Origin of the sequence: Neorhizobium populisoli, from assembly GCF_019430945.1 — a bacterium.
GTDB lineage: Bacteria > Pseudomonadota > Alphaproteobacteria > Rhizobiales > Rhizobiaceae > Neorhizobium > Neorhizobium populisoli.
On sequence record NZ_JAHYCB010000019.1, the window covers coordinates 14,380 to 40,694 of the forward strand.

A 26,315-nucleotide genomic window follows, 5' to 3' on the forward strand; every position below is an offset into this window, starting at 1 on the left:
GAAACGGCCTTCGCCGGAGAGGAACGATGATCCATGGATCAGCGTACCAGACCATCCACCCCACTCGCCACCATGACGAAGGCCCTTAGTCGGATCAGCCGCTCGCGTGATCGCGACGAGATCACGACCGCCCTGCGATCCTCTGCTCGGTCACTCATCGGATGCGAGGGGATCACCGTGGTCCTCCGGGATGGCGATCTTTGCCACTACGTCGAGGAAGATGCCGTCGGCCCACTTTGGAAGGGCCAGAAATTCCCTGCGTCGGCATGTGTTAGTGGATGGGCGATGCTTCATGGCGAGACAGTCGTCATACCCGACATCACGAAGGACGATAGAGTTCCGCAGGAGCTCTACGCGAACACCTTCGTCCGGGCAATGGCGATGGCTCCTATCCAGTCGGATGATCCAGTGGCGGCGATCGGTGCCTACTGGTCGCACCCTTACACGCCAGCGGAGTGGGAGGTTGAGACGCTGGAGGCGCTCGCCGATGCCGCGGCGACTGCTTTCCTGAATGCGGAAGTCGTCGCCTCGGTCAATGCCATGCCAGCTACCGCAGCGCTTTCCAATGCTGGCGGCGAGCAAACCGACTTCACGCATGACGTCGCCCGGGTCGCAGGGATCGCTGCCGTGCCGACGATCCTCGACGTCGTGCTGCGGATGACCGGTATGGGTTTCGCCGCGGTTGCCCGCGTCACCGACACGAAGTGGGTCGCCTGCCAGGTTCTGGACCCGGTTCGTTTCGGGCTGAAGCCGGGTGACGAACTCCCGCTGGAGAGCACGCTCTGCAACGAGATCCGCGGGCATCGCCAGACAATCGTGTTCGATGATGCTGTCGCCGACCCGCAGTACTGCGATCACCATACTCCTCGGATATACGGTCTGCGAAGCTACATCTCCGAGCCGATCATCCTCGCAAACGGGTCCTTCTGGGGAACCCTATGCGCGATCGATCCCAGCCCGGCGATAGTGAAGACCCCGGAAGTTCTCGGCGCCTTCAAGCTGTTCGCCGAACTCATCGCGCATCATCTCGACGCCGACGAACGTCTGCGGATGACCCAGGAATCCCTGGTTCGCGAACGGGAGCTCGCCGAGCTTCGAGAGCATTTCATCGCCGTGCTCGGCCACGACCTGCGCAACCCGATCGCCGCCGTGGATGCAGGAACGACGAGGCTTCTTAAGGAGGGTTGGACCGACAGAAGTCCACTCGTTCTGAAACTGATGAAGTCGAGCCTCTCGCGGATGACGGGCCTCGTGGAAAACGTCATGGATCTGGCGCGCGCAAGGCTGGGCGGCGGCATCAGCACTGTATTGGTGGAGGCGGATCTGGTTCTGACCCTCGCCAACGTCGTCGAAGAGGTGAGGGTGGCGCACCCCGAACGCCAGATATTGACGAGGTTCGAGCTTCCGGCAACTACGGCAGTTGATCATCAGCGTGTCGCACAAATGGTGTCAAACCTACTCTCCAATGCCGTGACCCACGGCGATCCGGAAGCGCCCGTCGAGGTCAGCGCCCATATAGATGGCGGGGCCCTGGTAGTCAGCGTCAGAAACGGCGGCCGCCAGATCCCGCCGGAATCCATCGCCAGGCTCTTCCTTCCGTTCAAGCGGGGTGATGACCGGTCAGGCGTTCAGGGCCTAGGGCTGGGGCTCTATATCGCCTCGCAGATCGCGCAAGCACATAACGGGCGGATAGATGTCCGCTCGGATGAACACGAGACCTGCTTCACCTTCAGAATGCTTTCGCGCGATTAGGCAAACAGCCGGAGGGTCGACGGTGGGGGAACGTTGCTGCCGGTTCGGCAGGAACTGGCGTACTGGATCACACCGACAAGATCGAGATCGCGCACGGGCTTCGAAATGACCCCGAGCGCTCCCTCAACTCCGGACGCAACCATCTCAGGATTTCCGGTCATGAAGATAACGCTGCAGCCGTGCCGCGCTAGGTGGCGGCCGATCTCAGGGCCGGTGGGGCCATCGAGGAGGTTCACGTCAACCAGGGCGATATCTGCCCTGTCCCCGAGCTTCTCCGCGTCCGTCCTGTTTGATGCGATGCCCACCACGTGGTGTCCCAGCTCAATGACCGCGTCCTCTATCGCCATTGCGATGAGGAACTGATCCTCTACGATCAAGATTTGATGCATGCAGCCGCCCTGAGTTTCCCGCAAAGATGTAACTCGCAAGTTGTCGGACGGTTCCACGAGTTGATGATTTCTCATGTTGGGCAAGGTGCCTGATTGCGCAGCGACATGACCCCTGCTTGCTCATCTCGTGTCGCGCAGTGCGTCCTCGCCAGTGACCCGGGTTGTGCCCACCGCAACGCCGACCCAGGCAAACACGGCGCCAACGGCGAGCGAAATGAAGGCCATGATCGTACCCCGCTATGTGGCGGTGACAAAAAGGCCCGCACAACGGCGGGTCAATTGCGGTCTGGTCGAATTGGGAGAGGGACCGGACCGGACACAGATTACCTGTTTATACTCCCATGACGTGTCAGCGCCACGTCTGCCGCAAAATTGGGCGGCGGCCTCTACCATTGAACAGCAAACTCAGCGGCATGGAATTCCCGATAACCTGTTTCGACTGCGTGGGATTGCCTGAGATTGGCAGGATCCGTCGCTCTGGAGTTATCGGTAACTCGTTGATCATGTCGATATCCAACTTGAACTATTGCCCGAATTGACCGTCTGCGCAATGCAGCCGCGAGATCGGTCATGAGCACTACAGACAGGTTTGAACGTTATCGCAAAGCAGTGCGGCTGATGCGGCAAAACGAGCGAAAGAAGTTCAGCGAAGCGCTCGCGCGGCATATGGCCGAGGTTCTCCGGCTAAAGGGTCGCAGGGAGGTGCTTTCTCTATGTTCGCGGTGAACAGCCGATGCATTGTTTCGGCAATGGCTTGTTCGACCGGGCGGTCCAGCAGGATCTCCGGTTCTTCTGCGAGAGCCGTTACGGTTTCCGCAATGAGCGCGTCGCGCTCGCGTCCGATGATATGATATCGAGCAGCATAGCGACGCATTAAGCTTTTCAGGAGCTCACGGTCGTCGTTGGTCGGGGCGTTCGCCGGAGAGCAAAGCAAACAGCTTCCTCCTTTTCGCAGGCGAGAGCACGGTGTCTCTCCCAGTCACCGGTGCCTACGGTCAGTGGCTAGGAACGTTTAGCATAGCGCATTGGTCGAACCCGTCGATGTCATATGACATAGTGAGGGAACAAAAACACTCTTGATGGGATTTTTACCGCGCTACGAAAGGTGTCATCATGCCCAGGTATTTTTTTGACGTTGTGAACGGTCATGGTTTGGAGCGAGACGAACAGGGCAAGGATTTGCTGTCGCGGGATAAAATTCCCACCGAAGTCGCCGCGATCCTCGCTGATATCGCGAGAGAAGAGCTTCCAACGACTCCGCTAGCAATGATGCAGGTCAATGTGCGCGATGACGCTGGCAAGAATGTCTACCACGGCGAGCTGTCATTTCGAGGTGAATGGGACGACTGAGAGTGGATCCCGCGGCGTGCTTCAACGCAGCATAAGCAGATCACTACCACTCACCTTCGATAAGGTCGGCATCGAGAGAAGGACGGTTGTCGTTGGTAAGGTTGTATTGCAGCCGAGCGAGCTGTGCGATGTGATTGGTAACGTTGCGTTGGGCGTTGCGACGCTCATCTCAGCGATGTCACCAACATCATCGTTTACGACCTCGCCGCCCTTGCGATGCAGTTGAGGAGATGATTGCCACGGCCATGCTGGATTGCGGCGTCGACAATTTCGATTTCCCAGCCTTGCAGATCGGATTTCGCCCGTCGCCACTTGTGCTGTGCGCTCCTGCATTTCGCCCATGGCATGTTCCGTTTACGTCCTCACATGCTCCGACGCGAGTCAATCGTGTCGAGCGGGTATTACTGCATAGCGACTAGCATCTTCACGTGGGCGAGGTGAGTTTCGAGGCTGGGCAGTGTTTCCTTGGCAAAGCCGACCAGCGATTGATCCTCCCCCGAACCTGCATAGGTGCGGAAAAACCCGACGGCCTCCATATGCGCCTGCGTCTGCATATCGAGGAAGAGCGTATCGAAATCCTTGCCTTCGGCCGCCTGCAGCTGGTCGAGCATCTTCTGCTGCTTCGGTGCCAACGCGGGCGGCATGGCGGGCGCCGGTCCCTTGGCCTCAAGGGTCGCCTTCATCTTGTCGCCGGCCTTGCGATGATCGGCAATGATCATTTCAGCCGCCTTCTTCAGTTCCGGGTTTTGCGCCTTCTGGCGGGCAAGTTCGCTGGAGCGGATTTCCCACTCGTTGGCGCTTGCGGCGACCTTCACGAAGGTGGCCTTGTCCATCACCATCACCGGAGACGCGTCACCGGCCGGTTTTGCCTTCATCTCCTGCGCCGCCAAAGGCGAAAGTGAGAGCGTAGAAGCAGCGAAGGCGGCCATCAGGGTTGTCGTCAGGTTGAGTTTCTTCATTGTTCGCGCTCCACTTACTTGCTCTTCGAGAAGGCTTTGGCGAGATCGGCATTGGCGGCATCGACAGCGGTTTTCGCCTTGTCGACGACCTTGGCCATGCCAAAAAATTCGTGCGTCACGCCGTCGACATTGATGAGGTTGACCGTAACACCGGCCGCCTTCATCTTTTCGGCATAAGCCTGTCCTTCGGATCTCAACGGGTCGATCTGCGCCGTAACGACGGTGGCAGAAGGAAGCCCGCCGAGATCGCTGCGCCCAACGAGGTTGATGCGCGGATCAGCGGTCTGGTCTTTGGACTTGAAGACATGCGCCACGAACCATTCCATGTCGGCTTTACCGAGCGGAAGGGCGTCAGCGTTCTCCTGGTAGGATGGCGTGTTCATGTCGTTGCCGGCGATCGGATAGACCAGCAGCTGGTGAACCGGCATCTTTGTTTTCTTCTCCTTGGCCATCAGCGCAACATTGGCGGCAAGGTTGCCGCCGGCGCTCTCGCCAGCGACGGCAATCCTGTCGGCATCGCCGTTCAGCGTGTGGATGTTCTCCACCGTCCAAATATACGCCGCCCATGCGTCGTCATGCTGCGCCGGGAACTTGCTTTCCGGCGCATGATGATAATCGACTGACACGACAATGGCCTTGGAGCCGAGCGACAGCGCTCGGGGCGTCGCGTCATAAACGTTGATGTCAGCAACAACCCAGCCGCCGCCGTGGAAGTAGAGAACCACTGGGAACGGGCCGTCGCCTTCGGGAATGTAGACCCGGGCGGGCAGAGCGCCGCCGGCAGTCGGGATCGCGATGTCCTTGGTGGCGAACTTCGCTTCCGGGAAGGGCGATATTTTCCTGTCTCGCTGTACGGTGCGGGCGGCATCGGCGGGGCTCGCCTGGGTCCGGGCCTCCGCGACGCCCAGCGTGTGGAAAGGTTTCGCATCGAGGGCTTTCAGAGCCTCCAGCACGGCCTGCATCTGCGCGTCGGCTTGCGCCTGCCGCGGCGACGCGGCCGGCTGGGTCGAAGCCGGGGCGGGAGCGGGCTGGGCCTGCTGCGCCAACGCCAGCGAGGCCGAAGACAGGAGCGCGACCGAAAGGCCGACCGCTCGCAAAGCGGAAGAATGAACCGGCATGATGGATCCTTGTTTAGTAAGATTGCTTTGCGTTTCGAGTCACTGCTTGGGCGGGTCAATCTTCTGCTGATAGATGCCGACCAGCTCCCCCTTTGCGATGACGTGACCGGAGACCGCGGCAAGGAGAGCGTCGCGATCCGACGTCGGCGGCAGGTCGAGCATCTGGTCGAGCGCCAGAACCTGGATATGGTAGTGATGGGCCGGGTCGCCGATCGGCGGCTTTGGACCGAAATAGCCATGCGTGCCGGAGCTGTTGCGGCCCTGCGAAACACCCTCTGGCTCAGTCAGGCGCAGCTGCTCCTGCAGCCCCTCGGGCAGGCTGGTGACGGTAGAAGGGATATTCCAGGCCAGCCAATGGACGAAGGGCTTGATCGGCTTGGAATCGGGATCTTCCATGATGATCACATAGGATGCCGCATTCGTAACCGCGTTCCACTTGAGCACCGGCGACACGCCGTCGGCATATTCGCTGTGCTGTTGGGGAATGGTCTGATCGGCGGAGAAGGCCTCAGAAGAGACCTTGATCGGCGGCTGAAGCTTGGCATTGGTCTCCGGTCGATCAATGGCGATTGGGACGCCGACGCCCTTCGCAGCCTGAGCTTGCATCGGCTCTGCCGGAGGCATCGTTGCCGCGGCGGTCTTTTCGGCGTTGCCGGAATAGGCGATGCGGTAGATGACGCCGTTGGTGTCGTCAGCCATCAGCAGCGCGCCGTCTTTGGCCACGGCCAAACCAACCGGGCGAGCGAAATGGGTCTTGCCGCCATCCGTCAGGAAACCGGTGAGAAACGGTTCGATCGTTGTCGGCTGGCCGTTTTCGTAATGAATACGAACGACCTCGTAGCCGGAGGCCGGGTTGCGGTTCCACGATCCACGCATCGTCGCGAAGGCGTCACCGGCATACTCCGCCGGGAAAGAGGCGCCGGTGTAGAATTTCATTTGCATCGGGGCGGCGTGCGCCGTGTAGCCTAGAACCATCGGCTGGCTGTGCGCGCGCCACTGCTCCTTGGTCACGCCGCCGACCGGCGTCGATTGTGGATAGATGTCGCCCTTGCCGTAGACATGCGGCCAACCATACTGCCTGCCCTGCTCGAGCCGGTTGAGTTCCTCCGGCTGAACCTCGTCACCGAGAAGGTCGATGCCGTGATCGAGGCCCCACAACTCGCCGGTCTGCGGGCTCCAGTCAAAGCCAATCGTATTGCGCAGGCCGGAGGCGAAGATCGTCCGGCTCTTGCCGTCGGGAGTCGCGCGCAGGATCGTCGCATTTTCCGCGTTGCTTTCGTTGCAGGCGTTGCAGGTAGAACCGACGCTTATGTAAAGCATGCCATCCGGTCCGAACGCCATCACCCGGTTCGGGTGCTGCCCGGCATCCGGCAGGTCGCCGATGATCATTTCCAGCGGACCGAGCGTTCCGTCCTGCTTGATATCGGCGACGAAGACTTCCTTGACCGTCACAAGGTAAAGTTTGTTGCCCTTGACGGCGAGGCCATGGGCCTGCGCGCGCGAAGCCACTTGAACCGGCGCCTTGTCGGCCTTGCCATCGCCGTCTTCATCCTTGAGCAGCAGGACGTCGCCCTCTTCGCGGCGGCTCACATAAACGAAGCCCTGGTTCGATACCGCAATGATGCGGGCATTGCCGAGCCCCTGCGCAAACGGCTGGACGGAGAAACCCTCAGGCACCTTCAGTTGACCGATCCGATCAGTGGTCGTTGGCAGCTTGTTCGGCTTAAAGACGTTGGTGGTGATCTGAACTTCCGTTCCATCGCCTTGCTGAGCATGGGCGGCAGTGAGCATGGCGAGTAGAGCTGCCGCTGACGCGGCGCCGAGAAGTCCAGCTTTCATGCGATGTATCTCTCCAATGGGGTACGGCGCTTCAACAAGCGGCAAGCACCGTTGTTCCCGGGCAGGGCGAATATTGACAGGATCTAGGCCGCGCGCCGCAGCGTCAACGGTGATCGCCCGTCGGTTGTAGCTCGCTTGACGACCTCTAGGCGCGGTCGAGAGTGAACAAGGCCCGGTCACTATCTCTGACTGCACCGCAACGGTCTTGTCAAAACCCTGTAGTGAACTCAAACAACGATCTGGCGTTTTCCATCCTCGCTGACGTCAGAAAGCTGATCGGCAAGCACCCGGTCCCTCGCGGAGTCTTTGGAAAAGGAGATTGAAATATAGGAGAGAAACTCAAAAGGACCTACCAGCACCTCCTCGAAGGTGCAGCTGACGGCTTGGCGCGACAGGAACCTGTTCGATTATATCACAGATCATTGTCCGAAGACGTCCGCGAAGCGGATCGTCAAAGCTTGACTGTTTGCGCTTAGCGATCCGCACGTGCGCGACCGTGATGTCCTCAATGCCGTCTAGGCGTTTGCGATCACCTACCGTCTGTCATCGCTTGGTGTCGAAGCCGATGCCCCCGAGGAGAATAACGATAATGCTCAGTCGCCGTCCGTATCGTGAAACCTAAAAGCAAAGCTTGAAACGTCGGCATCAAAGCTTCTCCTTCCGGTAAAAGGAGGACGCCGGAATATCTAGGTCACGGCACGGCGATCCACTGATTCAGCCGTCCCCTTCTTCGCGTGTCTCCACGGCTAGATCGTGCAGGGCCTGCGTGTCCTCCGGCGAGTATTCGGCCGACAGTATGACGCTCAGAAACGCTGCGCGCGCAATTTCCTTCTTTGACGCTTCCGGATGACGATTTTTAACCGCGTCGATCAGCGCTTTCGGTTGCATTTGAGGGGTCGCCAGCTCTTTGATCGTCTCCGCAATACGCTCGATCTCGCGTAGTTTCTTTTCCTGTATCCGTTGCTCCACCGCTGTCCCCCGAAGCTTAACGACACAGCGCAAGGGTTTTGTGAACGTTGCGTCGTTAAAGAAAGCGCAGACCTTCTCCGCCGAGGGCTAACTCGGCAATGGCAAAGTCATTGGTATCGACGCAAAATGTGTGCTTGGCGCCAACCGATTTGCGGATGCGATCGGGCCGCACCTGCCGCTCGTCGATACCGTAAGCAATGCCATAACATGACGGGACTTCCCAAAATGCTCGACCTGGAACTGGAGTAGCTCCGGTTTGAGATCGGCGCCGTGTGGCGGTTGCGAGATTGGGCCAAGACTTCACAGCGAAAACGAAAAGGAAACATATGAGTTTTTTACCTGAATCCACCTCGATTGAGGGAGGTTTTCGGATTCAATCGAAACCTACGAGCTTAAGCGGCGTTTGGACTCAATCAATCAGCACAGGGAACGACCGATGTCCGATAGCGCCACCACCACGATCTACGCAACATTCAAAACCCGAGAGGCAGCCGAGCTTGCGGTCGAACACTTGGTGCAACAGCACGGTATTGCGCGCCCGGACATCTTCGTGCAGCCTGTCGGATCGAAGAACTCGGCGGGTTCAGAGCCATCCGGCGGTGACGTTCGCGACGAAGGTGAAGTCAGGACGGACGCACCGCTCGAGGGGGAGATCGAAGTGTCTGCCGATATCGCCGCAAGCCAGATTGCCGCCGTCCAGCGCGGTTTTGGTGATCTGGACGCTATTTGGGTTTCTGGTCGCTGAGAAATGTGGAGCGGGTCTAACCGGCTCTTTCGTATCCTGTAACGGAGTTTCGAGATCATGGCTGACAGTCTTTCGACATATCGGTCGAAGCGGGATTTCCAGAAAACCAAGGAACCGAGCGGAGAGGACGGCATCAAGCCATCCAGCCGGCTGCGCTTCGTCATTCAGAAACACGATGCGACCCGACTGCATTATGATCTGCGCCTGGAGATCAACGGCGTATTCAAAAGCTGGGCGGTGACGCGCGGCCCGTCTCTCGATCCGCATGACAAGCGGTTGGCCGTCGAAGTCGAGGATCATCCGCTCGACTACGGCGATTTCGAAGGAACGATCCCGAAAGGCGAATATGGCGGCGGCACCGTCATGCTCTGGGATCGCGGCTACTGGGAACCGGAAGGAGCCAAGTCGCCGGAAGAGGCGCTAAAGAAGGGGGACTTCAAATTCGTACTGCACGGTAAGCGCCTGCATGGCAGCTTTGTCCTTGTGCGCATGCGGCATGATCGCGATGGCGGCAAGCGCACGAACTGGCTGCTGATCAAACATCATGACGAGTTTTCGGTTGAGGAGAACGGGTCGTCAGTCCTGGAAGAAAACACCACTTCCGTTGCGTCAGGCCGCCCGATGGAAACCATAGCATCCGGCAAGGGCAGGAAGCCGAAGCCATTCATGTTACAGGGTGATGCGGCCGAGGCGGATGCCGTGTGGGACAGCAGTCACGGCCTTGCAGCCGAAGCGCGCAAGACGACAGCAAGGAATGACGGAACACGGGGTAAGAGGCCCGCAACCACCAAGCGCGCCAAGTCAGCTATGCCCGACTTCATCGCGCCCCAGCTTTGCGAAACCCTTTCACGCCCGCCGGCGGCCAAGGGGTGGATCCACGAAATCAAATTCGACGGTTATCGGATCCAGATGCGGGTCGAGGATGGCGAGGTCACGCTGAAGACTCGCAAGGGCCTCGATTGGACCGCGAAATGGCCCGCGATCGCAGCAGCCGCCTCTTCCCTTCCCGACTGCATCATTGATGGCGAGATATGCGCACTTGACGAGAACGGCGCACCTGACTTTGCCGCCCTGCAAGCCGCACTCTCGGAGGGAAAGACGGATGATCTGGTCTATTTCGCCTTTGATCTCCTCTTTGTCGGTGATGAAGATCTGCGTGACCATCCCCTGACGAAGCGGAAGGAACGGTTGACCTCGTTTCTGTCCGAAGCTGGCGAGGATCCGCTTCTTCGTTTTGTCGAGCATTTCGAGACCGGCGGTGATGCGGTCCTGAAGTCGGCTTGCCGGCTGTCGCTGGAAGGTATCGTATCCAAGCAGGCGGACGCGCCGTACCAGTCCGGGCGCACGGAGACGTGGGCGAAATCCAAATGCCGCGCCGGCCATGAAGTCGTGATCGGCGCTTATGCCACGACCAATGGCAGGTTCCGATCGCTGTTGGTTGGCGTCAATCGCGGCAGTCATTTTGTATATGTGGGCCGGGTCGGCACGGGATACGGCGCCAAGGTCGTCGAGACGCTCCTGCCAAAATTGCAGGAGATGGAAACCCCGAAGTCGCCGTTCACAGGCATTGGCGCTCCCAAGAAGTCTTCCGACATCGTCTGGCTCAAGCCTGAACTTGTTGCCGAGATCGAGTTCGCTGGCTGGACCACGGACGGCCAGGTCCGTCAGGCGTCGTTTAAGGGTTTGCGGGAAGACAAGCCGGCGGGGGAGGTCGAGGCCGAGACGCCAGCGTCCCCAGACGAAAATCAGGTACCCGATCCCGAAACCGCCAAGCCGGCGCACAAGCGATTTGGCAAAGGTGCGAAGGCAGAGGTGATGGGCGTGATGATCTCAAGCCCGGACAAGCCGTTGTGGCCGGACGCTGGCGACAAGAAGCCCGTCACGAAGGTCGATCTGGCTCGCTATCACGAAGCTGTTGGGTCCTGGCTGATCGAGCATATCAAGGGAAGGCCGTGCTCGATCATCCGCACGCCGGATGGTATCGGTGGCGAGCAGTTTTTTCAACGCCACGCCATGCCGGGGACGTCCAATCTCGTGGAACTCGTCACCGTCTTCGGCGACAAGAAGCCCTACCTGCAGATCGACCGGGTCGAAGGTCTAGCGGCGATTGCGCAGATCGGCGGCGTCGAGTTACACCCCTGGAATTGCGAGCCCAACCAGCCAGAAGTGCCAGGTCGTCTGGTATTCGATCTTGATCCAGGTCCGGACGTCGACTTCTCCACCGTCGTCGAAGCCGCGCGCGAAATTCGTGATCGCCTGGATGAGCTCGGCCTGATCAGCTTCTGCAAGACAACCGGCGGCAAAGGACTGCATGTCGTCACGCCTTTGGCGACACCGAAAGGCAAGAAACTGGGCTGGGACGAGGCAAAAGCCTTTGCACACGACGTCTGCCAAGAGATGGCTCGGGACAATCCGGACCTCTATCTGATCAAGATGGCCAAAAATCAGCGGGAGGGGCGCATTTTCCTGGATTACCTGCGTAATGACCGGATGGCGACGGCTGTCGCACCTCTGTCGCCCCGCGCCCGCCCAGGCGCAACAGTATCGATGCCGCTTAACTGGACGCAAGTCAAAGCCGGCCTCGATCCTAGTCGATTCACTGTCAGGACAGTGCCGGACCTCTTGAAGAAAAGTACGGCGTGGGAGGACTACTGTGATGGCCAGCGGCCCCTCGAGCCGGCCATCAAGCGGCTTGCAAAATCCCGGAAGGTCGCGGCGTGATTCGACGTCACGGCCGATCCTCGTCGAACTGTTCAGCACCGTCTATAGCCACGAGCCAGGGTTCTCGGCGTCTTACCCACAGCTCGTAGACCGGGACAAGATCCGCTGGCGCGTCACTCAGGCTTCCAAGTTTTATTTCGGCCTCTGTCTCATCATATGCGAACAAACGCGAGCCACAGGACGGACAGAATCTGCGGCCCTCGAAGACTGCCGTCTCACCGGCAGTGGTGAACTGATCGGCGGACCAGATTCCGAAATAGGTGAAAGCCGAACCGCTCTCAACGCGGCAGTCGGTACAGTGGCAAATGCCAATACGCATCGGCTCGCCTCGCACGGCGAACGAGACCCGACCACATCGGCATGAACCTTGACGTTCGCTCAATATCGCCATCCTCAATACCCTCCGACGATCGGCAGGATCTCGCCGGTGATGTAGCTCGAGCATTGGGGTGAAGCGAGGAAGACGTAGGCTGGCGCGATCTCCTCGGGTTGGGCCGGGCGCTTCATCGGCGTGCCGGAACCGAATTCGGCGACCTTCGCGGGCTCCTTGTCGCTTGGATTGAGCGGTGACCACACAGGGCCGGGGGCAACGCAGTTCACGCGAATGCCTTTCGGGATGAGCTGCGATGCGAGTGCCTTGGTGAAGGCGTGGATACCGCCCTTGGTCATCGAATAATCGAGCAACGTCTTTTCGCCGTCGAAACCGGTGACGGAACCGGTGTTGATGATCGCAGAGCCGTTCCTAAGATGCGGAACGGCGGCCCGTGCCATGTGGAAATAGCCGTAGAGATTGGTCTTCAACGTCTCGTCGAAATGATCCTCGATCAAGTCGACGATGTCGTAGGTATGGACCTGGAACGCCGAATTGTTCACCAGGACATCAAGCTTTCCGAATTCATTGACAGTTTTTTCGACGGCGTCGCGGCAAAACGCGGACTCCTTGACATCGCCTTTAATCACCAGGCAGCGGCGACCTTCCTTCTCGACGGCGGCAGCCGTCGTCTCGGCGTCGGCATCCTCGTCAAGGTGGACGATCGCGATATCGGCGCCTTCCCGCGCGAACAACACCGCTACGGATCGTCCAATGCCACTATCGCCACCGGTGATCAGCGCTACCTTGTCCTTCAGCTTGGCCGAGCCGATGTAGAACGGCGCGTCATACATGGTCGCCGGCACCAAGGCGGCTTCGTCGCCGGGCTTGTCCTGATGCTGCTCCGGAAACGGCGGCTCGGGATATCGACGGGCACCGGCCTGCATCGCCCGCGGTTCGGGAGAGATTTCCTGCTGATCCGCTTCAGCCACCTGTTCCTGGATTTCGCGCTGCTTAGCTGCGGTAAATGCTGCGGTCATCGTCCTGTCTCCATCTCAATACGTGATCCAAACGAACAAGAAGGGGATTGGTTCGAGAGGTGGATACCTCGACGATCGACATGCGCTCGGGTCGCGGTGATGTTTGAAAGGAACCTGGCGACGTCAGCGGGCTTATTGTCTCAAACAAATCAGGGTTTTTCGAGAGGTTAGACGATGGCCAGGGATCAATACGAGCGCATCCAGCAGCGGGCTTATGAGATTTGGGAAAACGAAGGGCGCCCGGAAGGCGCGGCTGCCCGGCATTGGGATCAAGCCCAGGATGAAATTGCCGGCGACGACGAACACGAAACCCTTCGGGACTTGATCGATGAAGATGACATAAAGGACGAGGAGCGTGCGGAGAGCGCTTCACTCGAGCCCGCTTCGGAAAATCCCGAGCGCCGCTGAGAGAAACAGTATCCGTTGGAATGAGACGAACGACATGCGTTTCAGCATCCTAGATGCCGCCGGTAGAGCCGTTTGTTCTTTTCTTGGAAACGAGGATCTCGGCCAAGCTTACCGGCTTCAGCCCGTGCGCATCGACACCGACATCAAATTGGCGAGGTGCAGGCTTTAGCCGGCCATGCGAGTGGCCGTGGAGATTGATCGATCCCTTGCCCATCTGGTTCCACGTCCGGAATGCGTAGTGGCATAGGATCAAATGATGGCCACCCTCCCGGAATTCAACATAGTGCTGGACGCTGGCCCATCCCTCGGATGCAGTTGTTGTCGCCGGATCGTTATTGCCGACGATCAGGTGTTTTCGACCAGCCAGCCTTCGAAGCAAGGCCGCGCAGTCGCCACCTTTTACCGACATGAAGTCGCCGAGATGCCAGACATCGTCATTCTGCCCGACGACGGCGTTCCAGTTCTCGATGAGCGAAGCATCATGTGCCGCCATGTGCGGAAACGGACGACGGTCGATCCGCAGCACGCGAGGATCCCCGAAATGCGTGTCTGCGGTGAAGAAGATCACCGCCGGCTAACCAAACTGACGAGCCGCGGCGAAGCCGCATGCGCTCGCGGCAGATGTCAGGAGCGTGCCCCAGACCAGGTCAACGATCGTCAGCGGAACCGGCCACCCCTTCAGGGTCGACAGGTTTGTCATATCGTACGAACCATAAGCTGCAAGGCCCAGTGTCGCCCCGTAGCCAATGCTAGTCCACACTGAGCCGGCCTCGATGCCGGGACGGACCGCGAGGATCACGATGGCGACCGCGAAGAAGAGATAGAAGACAGCAGCGACCGCGAAATTCGGCGACGGCAGCATCAACTCACCAAGCTGTTCCTGATAAAAGTTCTTGGCAACGACACCAAGCCAGATTGCGTCGATAAGCAGAAATGAAATCAGCGTTCCGGCGTAGGCGATACCAAGCGTCTTCATCCGTTGCGTCCTTTTGGATTTGCTCGCCGGGTGAACACAATTACCGCGGTCTTGTTCCGCGCTCGCCTTTACGCGCGGGCAAGGAAGCTCAAGTTTATCCTTGCTGTACGCCTTCGTCGCCCTATTTAGATAAAATGGAAAATGAAGCACTTAAGCCCAAGCTCACAAAAACCGAAAAGCTCGACGCGACGACCGATGCGGCTTACGAAATCATCGACAGGCAGATTTCGGAACGGGAGAAGAAAACGGCTCTTCTAAAGCAGATGCGTCTGGCTCGGGATGCCGCGACAGTGGCTTCGACTTCGCTGCAGAGGCGTACGAGGGCGAACTGACGCTACGAAAGTGTCTTGATCAGCTTCTCGGCCCTATCCAGGCACACGGCCGCACCTTCCACCACGGTCGACCGCGGTTGATTTTCCCTGAAATCAATAACCGCATTGCTTCCCGGCCCTGTAAGGACTGCAAAGTGGTCATTGGGACTATAGATTGAAATGCGGTAGCCGTTAAAGTCACGAACCATGCTGGGCAAGCCTGCCTCCCAGGCCGCTAGGCATTTTCATCGCTCGCGGTTGCGAGGACATCACGGCCGCCTCGGTGACCCATACCTTTCCATCGACATCCTCCCCCCTGGCGATCGCGGCTGCAGCCAGGTCGCGATAGAACTCCGCGTACCGGATCAGCCGTCGAAGAGTTTTCTCCGGAGGTGGCGCCGTAGCCTTGATCGCTTCGCATGTCACGATCACCAGCCAGACGGTCGAACCGTCAGTGACGGCAATCTGGCCGTTCTCGTGATAGAGGAATGGCGCTGGTTCGCAGAGCGTAATCTCGGTCTCGTCGATCATCTCAGCCAGCCTTCCGGTTTTTCAGTTCAGCGGACACTGATTTGCGAAGCGCATCCATGATATTCACGACATTCGACTTCGGTTCCTCCGCTTCGGCCTTCTTGCCCTTGGCGGCCTTCCTGGGCTTCAACGCCTTTTTCTTTTCTGCGATCAGCTCGAGGAGGCTCTCCTGGATCGGATCGCTGACCATGTCCGGGGACCAGCGCTTCGTCTTCTGTTTGATGAGTTGCTGCACGAGCGGGACAAGGTCGGAATCGGCCTCGTCTTCGATATCCTCGAAGTAGTTTTCTTCCGGCCGCACCTCGTCTCCGAAACGGAGTGACCAGAGTACGATGCCTTCGGCCCTCGGTTCGAGAACCACCGCCTTCTCGCGACGCCCGATGACGAGCTTCGATATCCCGACGACCTTGTCCGCCTTCATCGCGTCGCGGATCACCGCGAAGGCTTCATTACCGACGGCATCGTCGGGCATCAGATAGTGCGGCTTTTCCAGGTAGACCCACTCGATGCTGTCGGCGGGCACGAACTTCTCGATGTCGATGGTCTTCACCGTATCGAGCGCGACGTTATCGAGGTCGTCTTCGGTGAGGATAACATAGTCGTTCTCGCCGCGTGCGTACCCCTTTGCTTCGTTCTCGTCCTTCACCGGTTTGCCCGTGACGGAGTCGATGTACTGGGAAACGACCCGGTTGCCGGTGTCCTTGTTGAGGGTGTGGAACCGGACCTTCTCCGATTCCGATGTCGCGGGGGTCATGTTCACCGGGCAGGTGACGAGGGATAGCTTGAGGTATCCCTTCCAGTATGGACGCAGAGCCATGGCAATCTTCTCCTCAAGCCGACTTGCGCTGCGGGGCCGCCTTCGAAGCGGCGGACTTCGCGGCAGCCCCGCGCGCGGCGCCCTGACGGCCTGCGCCGGTGTTGGCGTTGGCCGCAGTGCGTTTCGGTTTATCGTTGGATGCCTTCGTCATGCCAGCGCTTTCCCTGAGGGCCGCCAGTAGGTCGTTGGGCTTGGACACCTCGACTTGTCTGCGCTTGGGCAGGGACTTGCCCTCGATCTTCGCCTTCACGAGTTCCTCGAGCGCGGCCTCGTAGCGATCATCGAAAGTGGCGGGATCGAAGTCGCCCTTCTTCGTTGAAATGATGTGCTTGGCGAGATCGAGCATCTCGCCCTCGATCTTGATCTTTGGCATTTCCTCGAATGCCTTCTTTGAAGAGCGGACTTCGTAGTCGTAGTTCAGGGTGGTAGCTATCAGGCCCTTGCCGTGCGGGCGGATAAGCACGGTCCGCATCCGCCGAAAGAGCACCGTCCTGGCGATGGCTGCGACTTTCGACTTCCGCATGCCGTCCCGCAGGGCCGCAAAGGCTTCCGATCCGAGCTTGTCTGGGGTCAGGTAGTAGGGCTTGTCGAAATAGACGTCATCGACATCCGAGCATGGGATAAATGCTTCTATCTCAAGGGTCTTGTTGCTGTCAGGGATTGTCGCAGCGACCTCGTCAGGATCAATGATGATGTACTGACCGGTTTCGATCTCAAAGCCTTTTGTCTGCTGTTCCTTCTCGACGAGTTCTTCGGTGCCGCTGTCGATGAACACTCGGTTGACCCGATTTCCAGTCGCCTTGTTGATGGTGTTGAAAGTGATACGCTCGGATGTCGATGCCGCCGTATAGAGAGCAACCCCTGCCGAGACCTCGCCGAACTTGATGAACCCTTTCCATTGGGCGCGCATGCCTGCCATCGAACTCTCCACAATCTGACGCAACTTTGGCGATTCAACCGAATCACCATGCGAATCGTTCCGGCGTGAAAAGCGACTCTTTTTCAATGACTTGATTCAATTATGCGCTGCAACCTGAAGAGTCAGATCAAGCCGCTGGAATCGATGCATCTTTTCGCACGTTTGCGAGTTATCAAGAGACCGCAACCGAAGGAGGACCCCATGACCAAACGTGAACTCATCGATACCGGAAACGACAAGCGCTACGTCCGCCGCGACGAAGAGGGAAAGTTCAAGGAGTCCGTCGATGTCGGCAGATCCCTGTCGGCCGACAAGCGTCACGATGCCAAGCATGATGCCAAGCCCGGCGAGGGCGATAAGGGCGACCACAAGTCCAAGTGAAAATCGCCACTTACAACGTCAATGGCGTCAACGGTCGTCTCGAGATCCTGCTTCGGTGGCTGAGCGAGGCGAGACCTGACGTCGTCGTTCTTCAGGAGTTGAAGGCACCGAATGCAAAGTTTCCCGCCAAGGCCATTAACGCAGCTGGCTATGGCGCAGTCTGGCATGGCCAGAAATCATGGAACGGCGTTGCAATTCTGGCGCGCGGTCAAGAGCCGCACCTGACACGCAAAGGTCTCCCGGGGGAGCCGGAGGATGAGCAGAGCCGCTACATCGAAGCGATCGTGGACGGAATTGTCATCGGCTGTCTCTACCTGCCAAACGGCAACCCCTATCCCGGTCCGAAGTTCGACTACAAGCTCCGCTGGTTCCAGCGCCTGCACTCGTACGCTGACGAGCTTCTGGAGCTCGAGGTCCCTGTCATTTTGGCAGGCGACTACAATGTCATGCCGACCGATCTCGATGTCTACAAGCCCGAACGTTGGAGAGACGATGCACTTTTCCGCATCGAGGTGCGGGAAGCGTTCCGCAAACTGGTAGGGCAGGGATGGACGGATGCCGTCCGAGCGCTTCACCCAGGCGAACGGATCTACACATTCTGGGACTACTTTAGGAACGCCTACGGAAGGGATGCGGGGCTTCGCCTCGATCACTTCCTGCTCAGCCCCGACCTTGCCGAGCGCCTGATGAAGGCCGACGTCGACAAGCACGTGCGCGGGTGGGACCACACGAGTGACCACGCCCCGGTCTGGATCGAACTCGCTGAAGAACCTGTCAGTAAAAGGAGGTAGTGATGAGCGGTGAATGGAGAGCCGATCTACGGTACAAACTGGAGGATTTGGTCGATAGATTCGTAGTGCAGGGGGTCGAGCAAGCAGACGTTCTCAAAGCGATCGAAGAAGAGATCGGAAATCTCCGCACGGCACACGAACGCGACCCCGATCCCGCCGACGATGAAAGCCCGATCGACGAGCCCGCCAACGATTGGCCAAGTGCGACTTGACGACAGCTTCGGTTTCTTGCGAGCAACCGTTTCACCAATCCTGTTGAAGACCGAGTTCACTGGGGTCGGGCACGGTCTTCGCCAAGATTTCCTGGATGCTCAGCCGATGCTGGCTGGAAGCAGTCGCCTGCGAGTCCAGGGATGCAGTGATGTTTGATTTCAATCGCTTTGCGCTTTCCACCAGCCGCGCTTCAGCGGGCCCCGGCAGGGGAGTTCCTTTTTTTGCCGGGGACCGGGAGGATTTTCCGGAAGCGGTTTTACCAATCGCCTTGGCAATCGCCTGGGGTTTCTCCGCCAAAGCTGGCGCATCGAGACTTATGATGACGGGCGACGAGGCGCTGTCGAGCTTCCCCTCAGTTGAAGCATAACCCGGCAGGGTCGCCGGCACTGGTGGCATCGTCCCGAGTTCCACCTCCGGGATTTCCACCGATACTCCCGAGCTTGAGCCGACGGCGTTCTTGAAAGGCTGCACCGCGTGATATCGCAGCTTGCTGGTAAAAATCGGCCGTTGACCTTCGACCAGCAGCACCGCACGATCCTCCGGCATCTGTCGCACCTCCTGCGGCATCATCAGGTCGCGCTCGCGGATCTGTTCGACCTTGGTGCGGCGGGGAATGCCCATCATTTCGAGCGTTTTGGTTTCCGACTGGTAGCGAATGGTCCGCTTGCCGAGTGCACGTGATGTGTAATCGGCTGTCGCCTGGTCGTTGGCGCCTAAGATGAGCTGCAGGCCGCAATTGCCAAGAAGAGAATGGCGAGCCGTCTCGCCATAGATTTCATCCAGGTTCTTCAGGTCCTGGATGATGAAGGCCATCTTGATGTTGTAACCGGCGACATAGGGAAGCTTGTTGAGGATCTCATCCATCTTCTTGAGCTGACGGAACTCGTCGAGAAGGAAGTAGACAGGCAGCGCTGCCGGATCGTGCTCTCGGGTTAGCAGGTCCATCACCTGCTGGACGAATAGCGTCAGCAGGGGACGCAGGATCGTCATGTCGGTGATGTTGGGCGCAAGATAGACGGTCACCGGGCGTCTCTGCATGGAAGCGATATCCATGTCGGTGACGGCGGTCGCCGCGACCACCCTTTCATTGCGGAAGGGCGCCAGCGCCTTCTGGATGTCGAGGAGCGCCGATCGAGCGGCGCGTTCGTTGAGCGAGATATAGGCGTTGAAGCTGTCGATCGTGAAACGGGAGAGATCTTCCTCGGTCTCCTTGACCAGCTTCATTAGCACTTGCAGATCCAGGCCGGCATTGAAGAAAGCGTTGACCTCGCCGAGATTGCGGCGGTTGCGATAGAGCCGGCTTTCCAGAACGTAGCTGATGACGCCGCCGATGACCTGTTGCGCAGTCCCTTGCCAGACGGCGTTCTCCGACCCGACCGTTTCGGGTATCAGGATCGCCGCCATGTTCTGGATGTCGATCGTCCGGCTGCCGCGGTCGGGCCGGATGAAGTCCAGCGGATTCCAGCGATTTGTTTTCGGGGCTCCTGGCGAGAAGAGGAAGACCGAATGCCCTTGGGCTTTTCGATAGCCGGCGGTAAGCTCGAATATCTCGCCCTTCAGATCGGTGACGATCATCGATCCCGGAAACATCAGGGCGTTGGGAATGACATAACCAACACCCTTGCCGGAGCGCGTCGGGCCAATGACAAGATGATGGCGATCGTCTCTTCTTCGCAGGATCCGGTTTCCAATGCGCCCGAAGATATGACCATCCTTGCGGAACCAGCCGCCGCGCCGGATCGCTGAAACATCCTGAAACGCAGCATCCCCGAGCGGGTTGGTCGGACGCCGCAAACCGAACACGGCCGTTGCGCCAGCGACCGCCAGTGCCGGGATGAGCGATGCCATGGCGACCAGCTGCAGCTGCCGGTTTCCGGCATAGGCTGCGAACTGCTGGATGGGTGCGACGACGTTGGTCGTCGTCATCATCGTGAAAATCCGCCCGTCCTTCCAGACGATCTGCAGGATGAGGCTATAGGCAAGCATCCAGACCGCGACGGCAACCAGGCTGCAGAACAGCAGGTAGAAGATCAGAAAGCTGCGGTTCATGGCGCGCGCCGCGCGTAAAAAATCTCCGACACGCCGCGCCGGCCGCCGTCACGCCTGAGTTGGATGACGATCGGGATGACCATGCGAATATAGGACATCAGGTCATGCTTCGAATAACCCGATGTCATGCCGGCCTGCATCATCATCATGGCGAGCTGTTCATAGGCGCCCATGGGTGTGTCGGCGTGAACGGTCGACATGCTGCCAGGATGGCCGGTATTGATCGCTCTCAAGAACGCAAAAGCTTCCGAGCCGCGGATCTCGCCGACGAACAGCCGATCCGGGCGCATACGCAATGACGCCTCGAGCAGCGATTGGATCGTGACCTGCGCCGTGCCCTGGTCACCGCGGGACGCGATGAGATGGACACTATTGCGATGGGGCGGAAAGAGCTCGCGCGTATCCTCCAGGGTGAGGATCCGTTCGTGCTCATCAATGCTCTTGAGGCAGGCATTGAGAAACGTCGTCTTGCCGGTTGAGGTGCCGCCGCTGATCAGCATCGATATCCGCTCCCGGATGGCCGTCTCGATGAAATCGTGAATGCGGTCTTCCTCCAGCAATTGGACGAGCCGGGCCTCGACATCACTCAGTCCATCAATGGCCACGGCCACCTTGTCGAGCGCGCCGCTGTCGCGATACTGCGACAGCGTATAGTCGCTGATCACCTGCTTGCGGATCGAGATCGAGCCGCCGTCCGGTGCGGCGGGCGGAAGGACCACCTGAATGCGCTCGCCGGAGGGCAGGGCGGCGCTTAGCAGGGGATTGATGCGGCTGATGAACTGGTTGCTTGCCGCCGCGACCCGTTCTCCGATGTGCTCGATCTCCGCCGAGGTGAGGGCGGGGATATGATGGCGCTCCATATGCGCGGAGCCAAGCCGCTCGACGAAGACGTCGCCAGGACCATTCACGGAGATCTCAACCACCTTTGGATCATCGAGAAACCCGACGAGCGGCGATAGTGCCCGCCGCAGGAAATAATGCGGATCGCTTTTCGTCGAGCTACTGTCGGTAACGACCCGTATCGAGGCCTCGCTCATGTTTGATTTCCTTCAGCGCTTCCTCGACGGGATCCGGATACATGGCGGAAAAGTCGAGGTCTTGGCGGACATAGACGAAGATGCGTTCCCCCTGATGGACGCTGATCGTCGGCGGAATGTTCAGGCTATCCGAGAGCGCCTGATTGGCCATGTCGGAAAAGGTCTGGGCGATGGTTTGGCGGGCTAGGTCGGCGGCGCGATCTGCATCCGAACTGCCGTTGCCGCCGCTGCCACTCCCCGAGCGGCTGCTGCCACCGTAGCCGGTCAGGTAAGACGAACCTGCGCCGACGACGGACAGGAGGATTGCCGATCCGAAGCGCTCGCGCCATTTGTTGTCGACGAGGCCAGTCAATCCGGACCGCCCGAGGCTGTCGGTGCCGATGCTGTTCAAACGCACGGTCACCCCATCATCGCGCAACAGCCTGGTCCAGATCACGAAGATGCGCTTCTGGCCCCGGGTTACCTCCGACTGGTATTCGCCGATCAGGCGCGTTCCGTTCGGGATGAGGATACGCCGCCCGTCAAAGGAATAGACATCCTGCGCGGTGATCGCCCGGATCTGGCCCGGAAGGTCGCTGACAATAGCGGTCTCGAGGATGCCCGGGATCAGCGTGCCTTCCGGGATCATCGCATCGATGCGCTTGATCTGTCGGGCCTTGGCAGATCGATCGCCCACCGCGGACGCTGCCGCCAGATATTTGCTGTTGCGATCCTCCCCGGCAACCGTCGGCTGACCATCAGCGCCGCTGCCGGCGAGCGATCCATCTTGCCGACTGCCGCCGCCAGAGTCTGTGACGATCTGTTTCGAGCGATAGCGTTCGGGAAACTCCTCCTGTGGCGGCTCCCCGGCCTGAATGGGCTGGGTGACCATGGGAGGCGGCGGCACAGCGAATTCGGTGGTGTCCGACTTTTCCGCCGGTTTTTCCGGTGGAGGTTCGGGGATATTTATGATCTCCGGCTGTTTTGGCTGCGGCTTCACCTCTTCACGCAGGAAGGACGGCGGCCGAAACGTCGTCGTCCTGAATTCCTCGTCGCTCTTTGGAGCATCACCGGATTTACGTGCCGGGGCGACGACGACGATATAGGCGAGTGCCGCGCCAACCAGGAGCAGGGTGGCGCCTCCGAGTAACTGCTTGCGACGGGCGCGCTTGTCGCGCACGTCCGCCTGGTCTGCGGCAAGCATGGCTTCGAGTTCTGGAGACCGCTGCATCAGTTGCCACTCCTTCTACGCCTCGTGGCTTCAGTGTCCCTCGCCGGGCCGAGATATGCCGGATCGGGTTGCCCAAAATCCGGCTTGCGAAGATTGAAAATGCAGGTCCATTGATCGCCGTCGCGCAAGGTGAACTGCGTCGCCGTGCCATCCAGCACGATATACTCACCCTCGCGCCGGAAATTGCGCAGCGTTTCGGTGAAGTCGGAATTCACCGCGAATATGGCCGGCACCTTTGAGCCGAATTTGAAGAAGGTCTTTTTGCCATCGTCGAAGACCATCAGGGGTTTGAGGCCGGTGTCGCCCGAAAACGAATAGTCGAGATTGACGTTGGTCTTGTCGATGCCGGCAATGTTTGGATAGCTGGCGCGGGCTTCCGCTTCTTTCCGGAGCGATGCATTCAGATCCTTGTCTGGATAGACAAAGCGGATCCCGAAGACCTCTTTATTGTCCTGTGGGGCAAAGTCGTTGAGCTCGAGATAGTAGATCCGTTTCGTAGTGACGACGTTGAGGTTCGTCGCGACATTCTTCGCCTTCGGCTTGACGAACAGGATGTTGCCCTTGTCCGTCGGGACGACATCCCAGCTTTCCGTGTCGCCAACCGCAATGGTCTCGAATTTCTCGTCTTCATCGAAGATGATCATGGTGGAGATGCCGTACGTGGCCGAGACCCGAACGACGTTGTTGGCTTGGTAGGTGATGCTGGTGACGCGCGGATCGAGCCGTCCGCCGGCCGGTGTGGCTGCGGCAAAAGCGGGAGACGGCGAAACAAGGCAAGCGGACAGCGTCACTGCAGCGAGCAGAGAAAGAGAGACGTGATTGGTCACGGATTGCTCCCCGTCACTGTCTCCTGATCGCGGCGGTAATCGTAGACTTGAAATCCGAGAGGGTTTTCGAAGCGCCACTCGTTTGTGGCCGGTGTGTCGGTGTATCGGAAACGGACGACCGCGATCCAGTGGCGAACGATCGACTCGCTCTCCGAGACCTCGGCGGTTGAGAACCGCACGATGCCGGTGGAGCTGTTCGGAAAGGTAACCGAGGCGATATCGGTCGTCACCCGCTTGTTGCGCCCGTAGACCTTGGCCGGATTGCGGGCATTTGCGGAACTATAGAGTTCCTGCAGTTCACGCGCGGCCATGCCGGTCGACAGAAGTGCCGCGATCCCGAAATTGTCTGAGATCGCGAAAGGATCATATCCTTCCCGCGACCGGATATAGCGCACGATGTTGGCCTGTGTGATCGCCTGGTTCTCGGTGAGATTTGTCGGTCGGGTCAGACCGCTCTTGACCTCGAGATAGCCGGTGTTTTTGTCAACGACGACCAGATAGGGCTCGAAACTCTTGAGCGGCACGAGCATGACGAGGGCCAGCAATGACAGCAGTGTGATGCCAGCCGAAACTGTCGTGACGAACCAGGCCAGTGCGCGCGAGCGCTTGGCGCGTTTGACGATCTCCTGTTCCCAGAGATCACCGCTCTGGTAGTAGGTGGTGAGATCGATGTCTTTCGTATCAGCCATGTGAACTTTCCGCGAAGCCGTCAGGTCGGCATGCCGTTTCGAGAAATTTTGGTCTGCATTGCCGATCGGGTTCCGCCGTCACCGTGACCGTCGTTTTTGCTGCCGCGCCAGGGGGTAAGGACTGAACCCCCGGCGCGGTAGACCGCCGAAGCTGCTGCGATTGGGGCTCGAATGCCGGCGGTATGGGCAAGCCGAGATCCGGCATTGCCGACCCCCGAGGCGATGCCGCCTGCAATGCCCTGACCGATCGACTGGATGTGGAGCATGACAAAGGCACCGGCCGCGCAGAGCAGGAGAAAGCCGGCAATATCGGCGAGTGTCAGCGTACGTATGCCGCTCGCGGTGTTGATCTTTGACAATTCCGGGTTCACCGCCGAGATCAGGAAGGCGGCAATGACATAGATGAAGAGTGGTATCAGGGCGTAGGTCAGGACCTGTTTGAACCAGCCGATTCCGTAGTCGCGCGTCCGCTCGAACAGCATGCAGGCGATGAAGATCGGCGCCGTGCCGATCAGCACCCAGAGCATGACCTTGGCGAGGATCAGGATCGCCAGCGCCACCGCGATGAAAATGCCGGCGCCGACCATGATCAGCACGCCGATCATGCTGGGAAGGATCGAAAAATAACCGGATTGCTCGGCGAAGGCGGATGCGGCCTGGCTGGCAGTCTTCCAGATCTGCGACATGCCATTGGTGGGCTCCGTGATCCCGGTTCCGGACGCCGCGAGGATCGCGCGGCCGACATCCTCCGGGGTGTCGTTGAGCCATTGGTAGAAGAGATTGTTGAAGTTCGCCCACGAGCTGACGAGTGACAGGATGAGCATCATCCTGACAACGCGGCCTATGATTTCGCCAACACCGAGACGAGAGGTCCCCATGATCAGCTGCAAGCCGTACCAGGCCACGTAGACGATGAACATGATGCGCAAAAGCGGCACGAGTTCGTTGCCGACCACGGTATAGGCCTGCTCGGAAAAGCTCGAACCGGAGGTCTCAATACGCTGCAGGAGATCGCCGAGGAAATCTTCCATCCGGTCCTTACTCCACGATGCCGATCGCGACGAAGGCCGCGCCAGGCTCGTTAACCGACATCATGGTCGGGCACTTCGCTCGCGGATCGTGCGTATAGGAGGTCAAGTTCGCCGGCCGTTTACACGGCGCGGTCTTTTCCTTCACCGTCCCGCAGCTCGTGACGAGAAGGGACGCGATCAGTAGAGCGACGGACTTGCGGATCATCGGTCAGTTTCCGTAGGCCAAGGTCTTCTTGGAATTTGAGATATCCGTGAGGCGTCGCTGGTTCTCCGCCTGCAGGGAGGTGACAACGCCGTTCATCACGCCGATCATTTCGTTGAGGGTGAGGCCGGACTGCACCTGCAGCTGTGTATTCTGGTCGATCGAGCCCTTGATATCCTGCGCGGTGCCGATTTGGCTGCCGGCCTGTTCGAACGCGCTCTTCCGGGTTTCGACAGCCTTCTGCGATCCGTTGATCATGGCGGACACGCCGAGCACGGTGTTGACGAGCTGCTCGTAGGACTTGTCGCTGGCGAGCCCGCTGTTTTCCTTGCCCGACAGCGATTTGACGAGCTGCAACCCATTGATGAAAACGGTCGCGGCCTGAGCAATGTCCCCGCTCATTGCCCCGAAATTCGGCACGCCCTCCTTCAGGAGACTGTCGAAGGAAGGAATGGACGAGACGCTGAAACCATTGCCGACAGCAAGATCTCTCAAGGACGAGGCCGTGCTCGCGCGATCACCGGTTACGGCTTTTAAAGTGTCACGCACGGTGGTGAGGATGTTCTTGTTGGTATCAAGGATCTTGTCAGTGGTTTCGGCTGTCTGTTTGGCGACGGCATAATTCGTCTTGTCGATCACGGGCACGTCGGCCAGAACGTGGGTCGAAACTGCGACGAGAGCGGTCGTAAGGGCTGCAGTTACCAGACTTTTGAACTTCATGGTTCGTCTCC

Annotated in this window: 30 protein-coding genes; 9 read left to right on the top strand and 21 right to left on the bottom strand. The window is 59.2% G+C overall.

Annotated elements, in window-relative coordinates:
• Positions 1-33 precede the first annotated feature (33 nt).
• Positions 34-1,752, top strand: a complete 1,719-nt coding sequence (locus KX729_RS30400; protein ID WP_219746195.1) for a GAF domain-containing sensor histidine kinase — start codon at positions 34-36, stop codon at positions 1,750-1,752.
• Here the strand turns inward: KX729_RS30400 and KX729_RS30405 are convergent.
• The gene (locus KX729_RS30405; RefSeq protein ID WP_219746196.1) at positions 1,749-2,141 is read right to left on the bottom strand and encodes a response regulator; all 393 of its coding nucleotides are present in this window, start codon (positions 2,139-2,141) and stop codon (positions 1,749-1,751) included. The genes KX729_RS30400 and KX729_RS30405 overlap by 4 nt on opposite strands.
• Positions 2,142-3,254: 1,113 nt before the next feature.
• Between KX729_RS30405 and KX729_RS30410 the strand changes: the two genes are divergently transcribed.
• Complete coding sequence (locus KX729_RS30410) at positions 3,255-3,491, top strand: DUF6894 family protein (RefSeq protein ID WP_219746197.1); 237 nt, start codon at positions 3,255-3,257, stop codon at positions 3,489-3,491.
• Positions 3,492-3,512: 21 nt separating this feature from the next.
• On the opposite strand, the gene KX729_RS30415 is transcribed toward KX729_RS30410, so the two are convergent.
• The 5 genes from KX729_RS30415 to KX729_RS30435 form a co-directional block, all read right to left on the bottom strand.
• Complete coding sequence (locus KX729_RS30415; RefSeq protein ID WP_219746198.1) at positions 3,513-3,833, bottom strand: hypothetical protein; 321 nt, start codon at positions 3,831-3,833, stop codon at positions 3,513-3,515.
• A 59-nt stretch (positions 3,834-3,892) separates the two neighbouring features.
• Positions 3,893-4,450 carry a DUF4142 domain-containing protein gene (locus KX729_RS30420; protein WP_219746199.1) on the bottom strand — a complete coding sequence of 186 codons (558 nt, stop codon included), beginning with the start codon at positions 4,448-4,450 and terminating at the stop codon, positions 3,893-3,895.
• Between the two features lie 14 nt (positions 4,451-4,464).
• Positions 4,465-5,568 carry an alpha/beta hydrolase gene (locus KX729_RS30425; protein ID WP_219746200.1) on the bottom strand — a complete coding sequence of 368 codons (1,104 nt, stop codon included), beginning with the start codon at positions 5,566-5,568 and terminating at the stop codon, positions 4,465-4,467.
• Between the two features lie 39 nt (positions 5,569-5,607).
• Positions 5,608-7,407: a YbhB/YbcL family Raf kinase inhibitor-like protein gene (locus KX729_RS30430; RefSeq protein WP_219746201.1), complete on the bottom strand. Its 1,800-nt coding sequence runs from the start codon at positions 7,405-7,407 to the stop codon at positions 5,608-5,610.
• Between the two features lie 714 nt (positions 7,408-8,121).
• Entirely contained in the window at positions 8,122-8,376 is a 255-nt protein-coding gene (locus tag KX729_RS30435) for a hypothetical protein (RefSeq protein ID WP_219746202.1), read from the bottom strand.
• Positions 8,377-8,812: 436 nt separating this feature from the next.
• Here KX729_RS30435 and KX729_RS30440 point away from each other — a divergent pair, with 436 nt between their 5' ends.
• Together KX729_RS30440 and ligD are read left to right on the top strand one after the other, a co-directional pair.
• Entirely contained in the window at positions 8,813-9,121 is a 309-nt protein-coding gene (locus KX729_RS30440; RefSeq protein WP_219746203.1) for a hypothetical protein, read from the top strand.
• 57 nt (positions 9,122-9,178) lie between these two features.
• Positions 9,179-11,842 carry a DNA ligase D gene (gene ligD / locus KX729_RS30445; protein WP_219746204.1) on the top strand — a complete coding sequence of 888 codons (2,664 nt, stop codon included), beginning with the start codon at positions 9,179-9,181 and terminating at the stop codon, positions 11,840-11,842.
• A 7-nt stretch (positions 11,843-11,849) separates the two neighbouring features.
• Here ligD and KX729_RS30450 read toward each other — a convergent pair whose 3' ends face one another.
• Together KX729_RS30450 and KX729_RS30455 are read right to left on the bottom strand one after the other, a co-directional pair.
• Positions 11,850-12,233 (bottom strand): GFA family protein, encoded by a 384-nt coding sequence (locus KX729_RS30450; protein ID WP_219746205.1) that lies wholly within the window; start codon positions 12,231-12,233, stop codon positions 11,850-11,852.
• A 2-nt stretch (positions 12,234-12,235) separates the two neighbouring features.
• A complete protein-coding gene (locus KX729_RS30455; protein WP_219746206.1) occupies positions 12,236-13,192 on the bottom strand; it encodes an SDR family oxidoreductase in 957 nt (318 codons plus the stop codon).
• A gap of 174 nt (positions 13,193-13,366) precedes the next feature.
• Between KX729_RS30455 and KX729_RS30460 the strand changes: the two genes are divergently transcribed.
• The gene (locus KX729_RS30460) at positions 13,367-13,600 is read left to right on the top strand and encodes a DUF2934 domain-containing protein (protein ID WP_219746207.1); all 234 of its coding nucleotides are present in this window, start codon (positions 13,367-13,369) and stop codon (positions 13,598-13,600) included.
• A gap of 49 nt (positions 13,601-13,649) precedes the next feature.
• Here KX729_RS30460 and KX729_RS30465 read toward each other — a convergent pair whose 3' ends face one another.
• Entirely contained in the window at positions 13,650-14,168 is a 519-nt protein-coding gene (locus KX729_RS30465; protein ID WP_219746208.1) for a metallophosphoesterase family protein, read from the bottom strand.
• A 6-nt stretch (positions 14,169-14,174) separates the two neighbouring features.
• Complete coding sequence (locus KX729_RS30470) at positions 14,175-14,576, bottom strand: DUF2177 family protein (protein ID WP_219746209.1); 402 nt, start codon at positions 14,574-14,576, stop codon at positions 14,175-14,177.
• A gap of 134 nt (positions 14,577-14,710) precedes the next feature.
• Between KX729_RS30470 and KX729_RS30475 the strand changes: the two genes are divergently transcribed.
• Positions 14,711-14,908 (top strand): hypothetical protein, encoded by a 198-nt coding sequence (locus KX729_RS30475; protein ID WP_219746210.1) that lies wholly within the window; start codon positions 14,711-14,713, stop codon positions 14,906-14,908.
• 177 nt (positions 14,909-15,085) lie between these two features.
• On the opposite strand, the gene KX729_RS30480 is transcribed toward KX729_RS30475, so the two are convergent.
• The 3 genes from KX729_RS30480 to ku (KX729_RS30490) are packed head-to-tail and all read right to left on the bottom strand — an operon-like array spanning position 15,086 to position 17,154.
• Positions 15,086-15,418, bottom strand: coding sequence for a hypothetical protein (locus tag KX729_RS30480; RefSeq protein WP_219746211.1), 333 nt, complete (start codon positions 15,416-15,418; stop codon positions 15,086-15,088).
• 1 nt (position 15,419) lies between these two features.
• Positions 15,420-16,235 carry a non-homologous end joining protein Ku gene (gene ku / locus KX729_RS30485; protein ID WP_219746212.1) on the bottom strand — a complete coding sequence of 272 codons (816 nt, stop codon included), beginning with the start codon at positions 16,233-16,235 and terminating at the stop codon, positions 15,420-15,422.
• A gap of 13 nt (positions 16,236-16,248) precedes the next feature.
• Entirely contained in the window at positions 16,249-17,154 is a 906-nt protein-coding gene (ku, locus tag KX729_RS30490) for a non-homologous end joining protein Ku (RefSeq protein ID WP_219746253.1), read from the bottom strand.
• A 201-nt stretch (positions 17,155-17,355) separates the two neighbouring features.
• Here ku (KX729_RS30490) and KX729_RS30495 point away from each other — a divergent pair, with 201 nt between their 5' ends.
• Genes KX729_RS30495 through KX729_RS30505 form a run of 3 tightly spaced genes read left to right on the top strand, consistent with a single transcriptional unit; the run spans position 17,356 to position 18,538 of the window.
• Complete coding sequence (locus tag KX729_RS30495; RefSeq protein ID WP_219746213.1) at positions 17,356-17,535, top strand: hypothetical protein; 180 nt, start codon at positions 17,356-17,358, stop codon at positions 17,533-17,535.
• Positions 17,532-18,326 (top strand): exodeoxyribonuclease III, encoded by a 795-nt coding sequence (xth, locus tag KX729_RS30500; protein ID WP_219746214.1) that lies wholly within the window; start codon positions 17,532-17,534, stop codon positions 18,324-18,326. The genes KX729_RS30495 and xth overlap by 4 nt, the downstream gene beginning before the upstream one ends.
• 2 nt (positions 18,327-18,328) lie before the next feature.
• On the top strand, positions 18,329-18,538 hold the full coding sequence (locus KX729_RS30505; RefSeq protein WP_219746215.1) for a hypothetical protein: 210 nt from the start codon (positions 18,329-18,331) through the stop codon (positions 18,536-18,538).
• Positions 18,539-18,569: 31 nt separating this feature from the next.
• Here KX729_RS30505 and KX729_RS30510 read toward each other — a convergent pair whose 3' ends face one another.
• Genes KX729_RS30510 through KX729_RS30545 form a run of 8 tightly spaced genes read right to left on the bottom strand, consistent with a single transcriptional unit; the run spans position 18,570 to position 26,304 of the window.
• Positions 18,570-20,588 carry a type IV secretory system conjugative DNA transfer family protein gene (locus KX729_RS30510; protein ID WP_219746216.1) on the bottom strand — a complete coding sequence of 673 codons (2,019 nt, stop codon included), beginning with the start codon at positions 20,586-20,588 and terminating at the stop codon, positions 18,570-18,572.
• Positions 20,585-21,625 (bottom strand): P-type DNA transfer ATPase VirB11, encoded by a 1,041-nt coding sequence (gene virB11, locus KX729_RS30515; protein WP_219746217.1) that lies wholly within the window; start codon positions 21,623-21,625, stop codon positions 20,585-20,587. The genes KX729_RS30510 and virB11 overlap by 4 nt, the downstream gene beginning before the upstream one ends.
• The gene (gene virB10 / locus KX729_RS30520) at positions 21,588-22,835 is read right to left on the bottom strand and encodes a type IV secretion system protein VirB10 (protein ID WP_219746218.1); all 1,248 of its coding nucleotides are present in this window, start codon (positions 22,833-22,835) and stop codon (positions 21,588-21,590) included. The genes virB11 and virB10 overlap by 38 nt, the downstream gene beginning before the upstream one ends.
• Positions 22,835-23,662 (bottom strand): TrbG/VirB9 family P-type conjugative transfer protein, encoded by an 828-nt coding sequence (locus KX729_RS30525; RefSeq protein ID WP_376776100.1) that lies wholly within the window; start codon positions 23,660-23,662, stop codon positions 22,835-22,837. The genes virB10 and KX729_RS30525 overlap by 1 nt, the downstream gene beginning before the upstream one ends.
• Positions 23,659-24,351 carry a VirB8 family type IV secretion system protein gene (locus tag KX729_RS30530; protein ID WP_219746219.1) on the bottom strand — a complete coding sequence of 231 codons (693 nt, stop codon included), beginning with the start codon at positions 24,349-24,351 and terminating at the stop codon, positions 23,659-23,661. The genes KX729_RS30525 and KX729_RS30530 overlap by 4 nt, the downstream gene beginning before the upstream one ends.
• Positions 24,352-24,371: 20 nt before the next feature.
• Positions 24,372-25,382, bottom strand: a complete 1,011-nt coding sequence (locus KX729_RS30535; protein ID WP_219746220.1) for a TrbL/VirB6 family protein — start codon at positions 25,380-25,382, stop codon at positions 24,372-24,374.
• 7 nt (positions 25,383-25,389) lie between these two features.
• A complete protein-coding gene (locus tag KX729_RS30540; protein ID WP_219746221.1) occupies positions 25,390-25,587 on the bottom strand; it encodes a hypothetical protein in 198 nt (65 codons plus the stop codon).
• A gap of 3 nt (positions 25,588-25,590) precedes the next feature.
• Positions 25,591-26,304 carry a type IV secretion system protein gene (locus KX729_RS30545; RefSeq protein ID WP_219746222.1) on the bottom strand — a complete coding sequence of 238 codons (714 nt, stop codon included), beginning with the start codon at positions 26,302-26,304 and terminating at the stop codon, positions 25,591-25,593.
• Between the last annotated feature and the right edge of the window lie 11 nt (positions 26,305-26,315).